Genomic DNA, 11188 nt, shown 5'->3' on the forward strand with positions numbered 1-11188 from the left:
CGCCCGTCCTCTCGCCGTGCCCGCTCAGCCCTTGAACCAGCCGGAGGGGGCAGGGCGCAGGTTCTGGTAGATGTGCTTGGCCTCCTGGTACTCGCGCAGGCCGGTGGGTCCCAGCTCCCTGCCGAAGCCGGAGCGGCCGAAGCCGCCCCACTCCGCCTGGGGCACGTAGGGGTGGAAGTCGTTGATCCAGACCGTGCCGTGGCGCAGCTTGGCCGCGACGCGCTGGGCGCGGCTCGCGTCGCTGGTCCAGACGCCGCCCGCCAGGCCGTACCGGGTGTCGTTGGCCAGCTCCACGGCCTGGTCCTCGTCACCGTCGCGGAAGCGCTCCACGGTGACCACCGGACCGAAGACCTCCTCCTGCACGATGCGCATGGAGCGGTCGCAGTCGGCGTAGACGGTGGGCAGCAGGAAGAAGCCGTCGGCCAGCTCGGGGTCGTCGGGCCGCCGGCCGCCGCACACGAGGCGGGCGCCCTCCTCGCGGGCGACGTCGAGGTACCCCTCGACCTTCGCCCGGTGCTCCGCCGAGCTGAGCGGGCCGCTCTCGGTCGTCGGGTCGAGGCCGTTGCCGAGCCGGATGGTCTGCGCGCGGGCGGAGAGCCGCTCCACGAACCGGTCGTGCAGGGAGTCCTCCACGAGCAGCCGGGAACCGGCCGAGCACACCTGCCCGGAGTGCAGGAACGACGCTTCGAGGGCGTGGTCGACGGCGGCGTCGAAGTCGCAGTCGGCGAAGACGACGTTGGGGTTCTTGCCGCCGAGTTCCAGGGCGAGGTTCTTCACGCCCGGCGCGCACGCCTCCATGATCCGCCGCCCGGTGGCCAGGCCGCCGGTGAACGAGACCAGGTCCACGTCGGGGTGCGCGGACATCGCCGCGCCGACGGTGGCGCCCGGCCCCAGCACGAGGTTCGCGACCCCGGCGGGCGTTCCCGCCTCGGCGATCAGCCGCATCATGTGGAGGGTGGAGAGCGGTGTCGTCTCACTGGGCTTGAGGACGAAGGTGTTCCCGGCGGCCAGGGCGGGGGCGACCTTCCAGGAGGCCTGGAGCAGCGGGTAGTTCCAGGGCGCGATGAGCGCGCAGACGCCGATGGGGTGGTAGGTGACGCGGCTCAGCACGTCGGGGCCGACGTCCACGACGCGGCCGCCGTCCTTGTCGGCGATCTCGGCGAAGTAGCGGAAGGCGTTGGAGACGTCCTCGATGTCGATGCGGGCCTCGGCGAGCGTCTTGCCGGTGTCCAGGCTCTCGACGCGGGCCATCTCCTCCCGGTCGCGCAGCAGCAGCCGCGCCACCGTGTGCAGCACGTCGGCCCGCTCCCTGGTGGGCGCCGACGCCCAGTCGCCGCGGTCGAAGGCCCGCCGCGCGGCCCGCACGGCGAGGTCCACGTCGCCCTCGTCCGCGTCGTCGACCTGCTGGATGACGGAGGCGTCGTACGGATTGACCACGTCACGCCGCGCACCGCGGGCGGCGCCGGTCCACTCCCCGTCGACGAACAGTTCCGGCATCGTGGGCTCCCTCGCTCGCGTGGCTGTCCGGTGCCACGGGCCCCACCGGCACGCACACCGGTCACCAACATCGTCGGCCCGCCTCGCACGGGCCACGCGGACGCACCGGGCGGGAGAGTGTTGGGCAAAGATGTGACTCGGTTGGGCTACGACCGGGTTCGGGGGGGAGCCGGCCGGACGCGGTTACGGCGTGATCGCCGGGAGGGTCACGCCGTGCGGGGGCCGTCAGCGTCCCGCGAGGGGCGCGTGGCCTTCCAGGCCGCCTCGATCATCAGGAAGGTCTCGTCGACCGCGGCATCGGGGTCGTCCGCCTCGCGGGCCGGCGCGTAGGCGTCGGCCATGAAACGCGCGATGGTCCGGCGGGCCGTCGTGGTCCTTGCCGGGCCGGGGCCGGCGGCGATGACCGCCGCCAGGACCTCCGCGTGCCGCAGCCGCATCGAGTCCTCGTACTGCCGCGGGGCGGGCGCCGGCGTGGCCGGGAGCGTGCCGGACGCCCTCGCGGAGGCCGCCGCGGCGCACATCGACAGCAACGCCGGGCACACACGGGTGCCGGGTCGTGATCGTCCGAGCGGCGGGGACGCCGGTGAGGACGCGGCGTCGGCACGGCGTGGATTCGGCCGGATGGGTGCATGATGCGGGCATGGACCGATTGGCCATCCGCAGCGTCCCGCCCGCCGGCCCGGCGACTCTCGAACTGGCGCTCGACGGTGAGCTGGATGTCCTGAACGTCGGCAAGCTCAGCGACACCGTCGCCGCGGCGCTCGCAGCCGGCCGGCGGCACCTGTTCATCGACCTCACCGGGGTGACCTGGTGCGACGCCGGAAGCCTCTACACCCTCCTCGGCATGCGGCACGCCGCCCTTCACGCGGGCGGCGGCCTCGCGCTGACCGGGGCGAGCGACTGCGTCCACGCGACCCTCGACCGCGTCCGGCTGCGCGGGCTCCTGCCGTTCGTCGAACGCGGCCGGCGGCCCGGCGGCACCGGCTGACGTTCGCCCACGGGCGCGAGATGCCCGACCGGCGGCAGACGCGGGTGCGTAACAGGGGAAGGCGGGGGCACACGGTATGCGTGGAGTGGGTGAACCGCGCTGAGTCCCGCGGTGAACCGGGCCACCTGAAGGGCACGCCCCCCCGACCCCCCGGGCCCTTCAGGTGGCCGACTCACTTCCTGGCCGAGGCCGACTCGTCCCTGGAGGCGCGCCGCCCGCGGGTCATCGCGAGCACGCTTCCCGCGACGGCGATCACCGCGATGGCCAGGGCGATGCTGACGCCGCCCTCGGTGTCCCAGTACACGTCCTCCAGGCTGATCAGCAGCGCCGCCTCGTCGACGACCAGGGCGAGGCCCACCCCGTAGGCGAGGCCCATCCAGGCGCGTGTCCGTGCCGAGCGGTCGCCGAGACCCGCCGCGCCGACCGCTGCGAGGAGCACGATCCCCCACACGTAGTGATGGAGGTGCACCCCGCCCGCCTGCAGGTCGCCGACCCCCGCCGCGTCGATGTGGATCAGCCAGGTCAGCAGGCGCATCCCGCCGAAGGTGAGGGCGAACCCCCACCAGGCCAGGATGAAGCCGCGGCGCTTGGGGGAGATGCCGGGCAGCAGGCGCAGCCAGGGCGAGGGACGCTTCCGCCGCTCGTCCTGCCGCGAGGTCCCGGGCGCCCTCGATGACGTCATACGGGCTCTCCCGCCGTGAACTCGTGGACCAGCGCGGACAGGGCGTCCGGCGCGGTGTAGTGGGCCGCGTGCGCGGCGCCGGGGATCTCGGCGACGCGTCCGCCGGTCAGAGCGGCCACGCGCCGGACCCAGGTGCCGGACGCGATGGTGTCACCCGCTCCCCGTACGACCAGCGTCGGCACGTGCACGTCGCGGAGGTTCCCCTCGAATGACTCGGCGGCGTCGCGCAGGGCGTGCCGGAAGGACGCGGCGCAGCGGGGGAGACCGGTCAGGAGGTAGTCCGTCGCGGCCAGCACGAGAAGCGAGAACGTCTCCCGGGGCGCGTCCGCGACGAGCCGGCCGAAGAGGCGGGGGGCGGACGCACCGGGCTCCAGGGCGGGACCGACCAGCACCACCCCGCTCACCAGGCGCGGGTGGCGGGCGGTGAGGGCGGCGACCACTTGGGCGCCCACCGAGTTGGCCACCAGCAGGCTCGGCCCGAGGGACAGATGCGCGTGCCAGCGGGCCAGGGCGTCGGCCGCCTGCCCCACGGCGGGCGCGCGGCGCGCGGCGGCCCGCGACCGCGCGTTGCCCGGCAGGTCGGGCACCAGCACGGACGCGCCGCCCGCGGCGAGCCGCCGGGCGAGCGGCACGAAGTACCGCCCCGACAGCCCGAGTCCGTGCACGAGCACGACGGTCCGTGTGCCGCCGCCCGGCGGCGGCCCGTAGCGGCGGGTGAAGAGTCCGGCCTCTGTCGAATGATCCACTCCACCACCATCGCTCGTCCGCCGGTCCGGTGCCAGGAGCCCGTGACCCGGTGCCGGAGCGAACGGTCAGTTTTCGAGAAGCGCCCGCCACCGGCCCGTCACTAGCGTCAGGGGCATGGAAACCATCGCATCCGTCACCCTGACCGTGGCCGATCCCGAGGCCGCCCGCCGCTTCTACACCACCGCCTTCGGGCTCGAATCGCAGATACGTCTGCGGGCCTCCGACGCGGCCACGACCGGCTTCCGCGGGTTCACGCTGTCGCTCACCGTGTCCCGGCCCGCCGATGTCGACCGCCTCATCGACGCGGCCCTCGCGGCGGGCGCCACACCGCTGAAGCCCGCAGCCAAGTCCCTCTGGGGCTACGGCGGTGTCGTCCAGGCCCCGGACGGGACGATCTGGAAGGTGGCGACGTCGGAGAAGAAGGACGACGGCCCCGCCACCGGGCGCATCGACGAGATCGTGCTGCTGCTCGGCGTCGCGGACATCGCCGCCAGCAAGCGGTTCTACGTGGAGCGGGGCCTGACCGTGGCCAAGAGCTTCAGCCGCGTGTACGTCGAGTTCGACGCCGGGCCGGGCCCCGTCAAGCTGGCCCTCTACCGCCGCCGTGCGCTCGCCAAGGACGCGGGGGTCCCGCCCGAGGGGACGGGATCGCACCGGATCGTGATCGGCGGCGGCGGCGCCGCGGCGTTCACCGACCCGGACGGCTTCGAGTGGGAGGCCGCCGCACTGACGGCCGCGCCGTGATGTGCCACTGTCCCCGTAGCGGAACGGTTCCGCCGCGGACGGGTTCCGCGCGCGGTCGGGGGAGGACGCGAACATGACGGCAGCGCCGCCGCGTGGGCTCGGAGAGAGGCTTCGGGACACCCGCTCGCGACTGGAGAACGACGTCGACCTGTGGATCGCGACCGCGGGATCGGCGGGCGGCGCCCACCTCGTCCCGCTGTCCTACCTCTGGGACGGGACCGCGTTCGTCGTCTCGACGCCGCGCGCCTCGATCACCGGACGCAACCTGCTGGCCGACGGCCGGGTCAGGCTCGGCCTCGGGACGACGCGCGACGTCGTCGCGGTCGAGGGCACCGCGGAGCCGGTGGCCACCGCCGACCTCGGCGCCACGGGCGACGCGTTCGCGGCAAGGACCGGGTTCGACCCGCGTGCACTCGGCGAGCCCTACCAGTACTTCCGGATCGTGCCGCGGCGGATGCAGGCCTGGCGCGAGGCCAATGAGCTGGCCGGGCGCGACCTCATGCGCGAGGGCCGCTGGCTCGGCTGACGGCGGGAGGGGCGCGCGGCCGGCAGCGGGCCCGAACCTTGTTCACCTAGGAGCCCTAGGATATAACTAGGGCTCCTAGGAAAATGAGGAGGACGCATGGTGCGGGCCGGACTGACGGCGGAACGGGTGACTCTCGCCGCCGCCGAGCTGGCGGACGAGGCCGGGCTCGACCAGGTGACGATGGCGCGCGTGGCGAGCCGGCTCGGTGTGAAGGACGCGAGCCTCTACTCGCACGTGCGCGGCCTGGAGGACCTGCGCGGACGCGTCGCGCTGCTCGCGGCGGACGAGAAGACCCTCCGCATCGCCGAGGCGACCGTCGGCAGGGCGGGCAAGGACGCGCTGGTGGCGTTCGCCGACGCCTGGCGTGACTACGCCCACCGGCACCCGGGCCGCTACGCGGCGACGCAGATCCGCATCCGGATCGACCCCGAACTGGCCGCGCGGGCGCCGGGACCGCGCCGAGCCGTCGAACTGACCTACGGCATGCTGCGCGGCTACGGCCTGGCCGAGCCCGACCTGACCGACGCCGTCCGCCTGCTGCGCAGCACCTTCCACGGCTTCGTCGCCCTGGAGTCCGCCGGCGGCTTCGGCCACGAGCGCGCGCCGCAGCGGTCCTGGGAGCGTGCCCTCGACGCGCTCCACGCCACCCTGGAGCACTGGCCGGCGGGCCGGGACGGAGACGCCTCATGACCGCACCGACCACGGGCACCCTCCGCGTCGACGGCGCGACCCTGCACTACGAGGTGCGCGGCGAGGGCCCGCTCGTCCTGCTGATCCCCGGCGGCTCGGGCGGCGCCGCGGCCTTCGACGGCATCGCCGACGACCTGGCCGCCGACCACACGGTCGCCACCTACGACCCGCGCGGCCTGGCCCGCAGCCCGCTGGACGACCCGGCATCCGAGCAGCGGGTGGCCGAGCACGCCGACGACGCGTACCGTCTCGTCGACCTGCTGTCGCCCGGCGAACCCGCCCAGGTGTTCGGTGCCAGCTCGGGCGGTATCACCGCCCTGCACCTGCTCGCCACGCGTCCCGGACGCCTCGCGCGGGTCGTGGCGCATGAACCGCCGGTCGTGGAGGTCCTGCCGGACGCCGCCGAGCAGCGGGCGTTCGTCGCGCGTGTGGAGGAGACCTTCCTGGCCGAGGGGCTCAGGCCGGCGATGGCCGTGTTCGCCGCGGGGCTCGGCAAGGAGGGCACCGCGAAGGAGGACGGCGGCGCCCGGCGGGACCCCCGGCCCGCGCTGCCACCGGGGGCGGCGGCACGAGCGGAGCGGACGATGGCCGACCTGCCGTACTTCATCGGGCGCATCGTGCCCCGTTTCATGCGGTACGCCCCTGATGTCCCCCTCCTGGAGACGCTGACGGACCGGCTCGTGGTCGCCTGCGGCAGGGACTCCCGCGGCGAGCTGCCCCACCGTGCGGCGGCCTGCCTGGCCGGACGCCTCGGTACGGAGCCCGAGGACTTCCCCGGCGGGCACGTCGGCCTGACCACGCACCCGGCGGAGTTCGGGGAGCGCCTGCGGAAGCTGCTGCGGCCGTAGGCACCGGAGGGCGGAGGGCCGCGCGCGGCGGAATCCTCGGACACCAGTGCCGCGGGCCGCCGCTCGAAGGGTGGCTTGATTACGTACAATCCCCCCGGCACCACTCTTGTCACCGGCGCGTTCTCCTTGGGCCCGGGGAGTCGCCGCCCACGGGGACATCGACCGTTCCTTCCCCGGCCCGGTAAGGGAGTCCGCGCGTGAGTCTCAATGCGCCGTCCGACAGGCCGTGCGAGAGCGCGATACTGGCATCGCTGCCGGCCGCCTCGCCGCTGCCCGCCACGGCGGGCCAGGCGCGCGGGTACGTCATGGGCGTCCTGCGGGAGCGGGTGGACCGCGGCGGTGCCGCGGTGGGGGAGCGCATCCAGGGCGACGTCCTCCTCGTGGTGTCGGAACTGTTCACCAACGCGCTGCGGCACGGCGGAGGCGTCACCCTGTTCCAGGTCAGGGCCTGGGCCCACGCGATCAGCGTCTCCGTGGGCGACCGATCCGCCGACCTGCCCGCGACGCCGATCCACCGCCGGGGGCTGCTGGGCGCGGGCGAGGGCATCGCCGACGGCGAGGGCGGCTACGGCTGGTCGCTCGTGCGCGAACTGGCCGAGACGGTCACGCTGGTCCTCCAGGACGACGGCAAGGTCATCACCGCGCTGCTGTCGCTGACGGACGCGATCGACGTGGAGGAGCCGAGCGGCCCCGCGGCCTGACCGCCGTCGGCGCCCCGCCCCTCCGCCCCCTCATATCGATCGAACGCACACGCGGCCTTCGCGCGCGCGGTGCGTTTCGCCGCCGCATATATCCATTCCGTGGGGTGGAATCCGCGCGATGGAGCACCGGGCGCGTTCCCGGAGAGGGACTGTTGCCGTATCACTCGGCCCCGGCACCTGGCCACCGAGTCCTGACACCGGAGAGAACGCATGATCCGCCCCGTCTCCCGCCTCAGTCTGCACATCGAGATCCAGCAGGGCGTCGTCACCGTCCATCTCGGCGGAAACCTGGAGTACGGAGTGACGGAGACCCTCGTCTCCTCCGTCACCGAACAGCTCGACCTGGTCCGTGAGGGCGGCCACGAGGTGCGGCAGCTCCGTATCGACATGGCCGAGCTGACGTTCGTCGACTCCATGGGCCTCGCGGCGCTGCTGACGGTCCGCCGGTGCGCGGACGCCCACGGCGTCGCCCTCCGGCTCGACCACCGCCCCGTCTGCCTGGACCGCCTCCTCGAACTGACCGGCACCCTCGACCATCTGACGGCGCCCCGGCCCCGGCAGCAGGCGGCCAGGAACGGCCGCGTGCGGACGTGACCCGCGGCGTCGTGGGGCGGGGCGTCGCAAGGCGGTGTTCAGCCCCGCGACGCCGCGGGCGTGCGGCCGTCGGGCGCGGTGGCGCGGCGCGGCCCGTCGATCTCGATGTGCGGGGACAGCGCACGGAGGAAGTCGGACGCGTCGAACATCGCGCCGGCGGAGGCGACCCCCGTCCTCCTGGTGCGCCCGGTGAGGACGCGGTCGACCGCCTCCACCACGAGCGGCGCCGTGACGGCGTAGATGTCCTGGCCCCTGGCCACGGCGCGCCGTTCCCTCCCGCCCGAGCGTACGACGACGTCGACCAGGAACGTCTGGTCGGAGCGCCCGAGCCCATCGACCGGGGTGGGCGCGGGGGTGTCGGGGGCGGCCAGGTCCCCGGCCGCCTCGACCGCCATGTAGGTCCGCACCTCGGGTACGGAGAGGTGGCTCGGCACGGTGATGACGTCGGCCATGGTGAACTCCCCGACGACCTCCCGGGTGCCGAGCGGCTCGGGGAAGTCCCACCGCACGACGGGTGACGCGTCGTCGCGGTATTCGAGGCGCCCCTTGGTGTACCGCGGGCGGCGCCCGTCGCGCCGCTCCCTCGACACGCGCCCCGCGGCACGGGTCCCCTCGGTGGGGTGCCAGCTGCTCAGCCCGTACGCGACGTGCACCTCGTCGGCCGACGTCCAGTCGCCCATCGCCGCGGTGGCGAGCAGATCGCCGAGGCCGCCGTAGAACGCCATGGCGGGAACGATCACCGTCCCCGCGGCCTCGGCCCGGTCCGCGAAGTGCGCGAAGGTGTCGGCGTTGGCCTCGATCTCGGCGGCCACGTCCACGTACGGGACGCCCGCGCGCAGAGCCGCCTCGATCACGGGCGCGGCCGTGGTGGCGAACGGGCCCGCGCAGTTGATGACGGCGGCGGTGCCGTCGAGGGCGCGGTCGAGGGCCGCGGGATCGCCGACGCTCGCCGGGCGGATGTCGAGACCCGGGTTCTCGGCCCCGAGGGCCCGCAGCTTCGCCGCGTCGCGGCCGGTGAGGACCGGGACGAAGCCGCGGTCGAGCAGCCGCGCCACCACGAACCGGCCGGTGTGTCCGTATGCGCCGTAGACGGCGATCTTGTGGCCCGATGACATGAGTGCTCTCCCGTGGGTGTCTGTGTTCGTGCGTCTGCGCTGGTGCACCTGTGCCGGTTGCCTGTGCCGGTCGCCTGGGTCGGTGCCCCTGTGCCGTGGACCGACCTACTGGCTGATCGGCCGGGTCCATCGTGGCGCGGACGGGCGCTCCGCCGTGAGTGTCCGGAACGACATCCTGCGTACAATTACGGACATGCCCTCAGTCGCCCTGGCCGTCACCGACGGAATGCTCCACTTCGAACTCGCCATAGCCCACGAGGTGTTCGACGCCCCGCCGGCCGCGGTGACCGTTCCCTGGTACGACTTCGACATCTGCGGAACGGCGGCCGTCACGGTCGGCCGCTTCCGCCTCCGGCCCGAGCACGGACTCGACCGGCTCCGGCGCGCGGACACGGTGATCGTCCCCGGCTGGGCCGACGTCGACGTGGCCCCGCCCACCGACCTGGTCGACGCCGTGCGGGCCGCCCACGAGGCGGGCGCGCGCGTGGCCTCCCTGTGCACGGGCGCGTTCGTGCTGGCCGCCGCGGGTCTCCTCGACGGCAGGCGGGCCACCACGCACTGGGCCCACACCGAAGCCCTGGCCGCCCGCCACCCCGAGGTGGAGGTCGACCCGGACGTCCTGTACGTGGACGAAGGCAGCGTGCTCACCTCCGCGGGCAAGGCCGCGGCCATGGATTTGTGCCTGCACCTGGTCCGCCTCGACCACGGTTCATCCGTCGCCAACGCCGTCGCCCGCCGCCTGGTCGTGCCGCCGCACCGGGCGGGCGGCCAGGCCCAGTTCGTCGCCACGCCGGTCCCGGCCGGGGACGAGCACGCGCTCGCCACCCTGCTCCCCTGGGTGCTCGAACGCCTCGACCAGCCGCTGACCGTGGAGGACCTGGCGCGCCGGGCGGGCATGAGTGCGCGCAACCTGGGCCGGCACTTCAGGGCGGCGACCGGCACCACGCCCCTCCAGTGGCTGCTGACGCAGCGCATCCGCCGCGCCCAGGAGTTGCTGGAGCGGACCGACCGCGGCGTCGACGCCATCGCGACGGCCACGGGCATGGGCACGGCCACGACGCTGCGCCGCCACTTCAACCGCACCCTGGGCGTTCCGCCCGACGCCTACCGCCGCACCTTCCGCACACGGCCGCGCGCCGACGCCGACGCCGACGGCTGACCGGGCACCGGCGCGCGGCTCGGCCGCCGCACCGGCCGGGGCGACAGGCAGGTCAAGGACATTTCGCTTAACGTGCTCATATGGTTACAAAACGAAGCAGTTCTGCTCGGCGGCGCCGGAGCCCGGCCGTCTCGCGCGGCGCCGGGGTGCTGTGTGCCGCCGCCGTGGCGGGGGCCCTGCTCACCGGCTGCGGCAGCGAAGACAACGACAGCGGCCCGAGCACCGGCGCCGGCGAGGCGGCGGCCGAGGCCCCCGCGACCTCACCCCCGGCCGCGACCTCCGCCACGGAGAGCGGCGCGAACCTCACCGAGGACCAGGCCGAGCGCAAGGACCTCGTCCCGAAGGCCAAGGTCGGCTACGACAAGGCGCTGCGCACCGCCGTGGCGGCCGTGCCGAAGTCGAAGCCCGTCTCGATCGAGCTGAAGGGCCCGCCGGACAGCCCCGGGTGGGACGCCGAGGTGGCCACGGACGACGGCACCGAGCACACCGTCCGCGTGGACGCGGTCACCGGCAAGGCCGGCCAGTCGCGCGCCAAGGACGACCAGGACGCCGACGACAAGCGCGAGCTCGCGGACTGGCTGAAGCAGGCCACCGTGACCGCGCCGCAGGCCGCGAAGACCGCCACGGACAAGAAGAAGGGCACCGTCACCTCCATCGAACTCGACGACACCGACAAGGGCGGTCCGATGTGGTCCGTCGACGTCGTGACGAGCGAGGACTGGAACAAGACGACCTACGACATCGACGCGAAGGATGGCAAGGTCCTCCGGGAGCACGTGGACCGCGACTGACGGCCCCGCGCCCACGACGGCCCGCACCCCGGGCCACGGGCCGGCCGTCGCGGACCGTCTGACCGTAGTTCTGAAGGAATCGGCGAACCTCCGGGTAGTTGTCCTT

General features: G+C 74.1%; 13 protein-coding genes and 1 pseudogene. 9 read left to right on the forward strand and 5 right to left on the reverse strand.

From position 1 onward, the window contains the following. Window positions 1–24: 24 nt before the first annotated feature. Together AB0I16_RS19520 and AB0I16_RS19525 are read right to left on the reverse strand one after the other, a co-directional pair. Window positions 25–1497, reverse strand: coding sequence for an aldehyde dehydrogenase family protein (locus AB0I16_RS19520; protein WP_363250669.1), 1473 nt, complete (start codon window positions 1495–1497; stop codon window positions 25–27). Between the two features lie 206 nt (window positions 1498–1703). Then, window positions 1704–1964: pseudogene (locus tag AB0I16_RS19525) on the reverse strand (TetR/AcrR family transcriptional regulator); the annotation flags it as partial. A 173-nt stretch (window positions 1965–2137) separates the two neighbouring features. Between AB0I16_RS19525 and AB0I16_RS19530 the strand changes: the two are divergent. Continuing rightward, entirely contained in the window at window positions 2138–2485 is a 348-nt protein-coding gene (locus tag AB0I16_RS19530; protein ID WP_363250670.1) for an STAS domain-containing protein, read from the forward strand. A gap of 172 nt (window positions 2486–2657) precedes the next feature. Here AB0I16_RS19530 and AB0I16_RS19535 read toward each other — a convergent pair whose 3' ends face one another. Continuing rightward, window positions 2658–3167 carry a hypothetical protein gene (locus AB0I16_RS19535; protein ID WP_363250671.1) on the reverse strand — a complete coding sequence of 170 codons (510 nt, stop codon included), beginning with the start codon at window positions 3165–3167 and terminating at the stop codon, window positions 2658–2660. Continuing rightward, window positions 3164–3913 carry an alpha/beta hydrolase gene (locus tag AB0I16_RS19540; RefSeq protein WP_363250672.1) on the reverse strand — a complete coding sequence of 250 codons (750 nt, stop codon included), beginning with the start codon at window positions 3911–3913 and terminating at the stop codon, window positions 3164–3166. The genes AB0I16_RS19535 and AB0I16_RS19540 overlap by 4 nt, the downstream gene beginning before the upstream one ends. Window positions 3914–4028: 115 nt before the next feature. Here AB0I16_RS19540 and AB0I16_RS19545 point away from each other — a divergent pair, with 115 nt between their 5' ends. From AB0I16_RS19545 to AB0I16_RS19570, 6 genes are all read left to right on the forward strand, one after another. Further along, entirely contained in the window at window positions 4029–4658 is a 630-nt protein-coding gene (locus AB0I16_RS19545; protein WP_363250673.1) for a glyoxalase, read from the forward strand. 73 nt (window positions 4659–4731) lie between these two features. After that, window positions 4732–5184 carry a pyridoxamine 5'-phosphate oxidase family protein gene (locus AB0I16_RS19550; protein WP_363250674.1) on the forward strand — a complete coding sequence of 151 codons (453 nt, stop codon included), beginning with the start codon at window positions 4732–4734 and terminating at the stop codon, window positions 5182–5184. 96 nt (window positions 5185–5280) lie between these two features. Next, window positions 5281–5874 carry a TetR-like C-terminal domain-containing protein gene (locus AB0I16_RS19555; protein WP_363250675.1) on the forward strand — a complete coding sequence of 198 codons (594 nt, stop codon included), beginning with the start codon at window positions 5281–5283 and terminating at the stop codon, window positions 5872–5874. Next, window positions 5871–6722 carry an alpha/beta hydrolase gene (locus tag AB0I16_RS19560; RefSeq protein WP_363250676.1) on the forward strand — a complete coding sequence of 284 codons (852 nt, stop codon included), beginning with the start codon at window positions 5871–5873 and terminating at the stop codon, window positions 6720–6722. The genes AB0I16_RS19555 and AB0I16_RS19560 overlap by 4 nt, the downstream gene beginning before the upstream one ends. 197 nt (window positions 6723–6919) lie before the next feature. Further along, window positions 6920–7423: an ATP-binding protein gene (locus AB0I16_RS19565; RefSeq protein WP_363250677.1), complete on the forward strand. Its 504-nt coding sequence runs from the start codon at window positions 6920–6922 to the stop codon at window positions 7421–7423. A 210-nt stretch (window positions 7424–7633) separates the two neighbouring features. After that, window positions 7634–8017, forward strand: a complete 384-nt coding sequence (locus AB0I16_RS19570; RefSeq protein WP_363250678.1) for an STAS domain-containing protein — start codon at window positions 7634–7636, stop codon at window positions 8015–8017. Between the two features lie 38 nt (window positions 8018–8055). Here the strand turns inward: AB0I16_RS19570 and AB0I16_RS19575 are convergent, their stop codons facing one another. Beyond that, complete coding sequence (locus tag AB0I16_RS19575; RefSeq protein ID WP_363250679.1) at window positions 8056–9132, reverse strand: saccharopine dehydrogenase NADP-binding domain-containing protein; 1077 nt, start codon at window positions 9130–9132, stop codon at window positions 8056–8058. 193 nt (window positions 9133–9325) lie between these two features. Here AB0I16_RS19575 and AB0I16_RS19580 point away from each other — a divergent pair, with 193 nt between their 5' ends. Together AB0I16_RS19580 and AB0I16_RS19585 are read left to right on the forward strand one after the other, a co-directional pair. Beyond that, window positions 9326–10291 carry a helix-turn-helix domain-containing protein gene (locus AB0I16_RS19580; protein ID WP_363250680.1) on the forward strand — a complete coding sequence of 322 codons (966 nt, stop codon included), beginning with the start codon at window positions 9326–9328 and terminating at the stop codon, window positions 10289–10291. An 80-nt stretch (window positions 10292–10371) separates the two neighbouring features. Beyond that, the gene (locus tag AB0I16_RS19585) at window positions 10372–11082 is read left to right on the forward strand and encodes a PepSY domain-containing protein (protein WP_363250681.1); all 711 of its coding nucleotides are present in this window, start codon (window positions 10372–10374) and stop codon (window positions 11080–11082) included. Window positions 11083–11188 lie beyond the last annotated feature (106 nt).

Source organism: Streptomyces sp. NPDC050703, from assembly GCF_040654435.1.
In the GTDB taxonomy this organism is placed as follows: domain Bacteria; phylum Actinomycetota; class Actinomycetes; order Streptomycetales; family Streptomycetaceae; genus Streptomyces.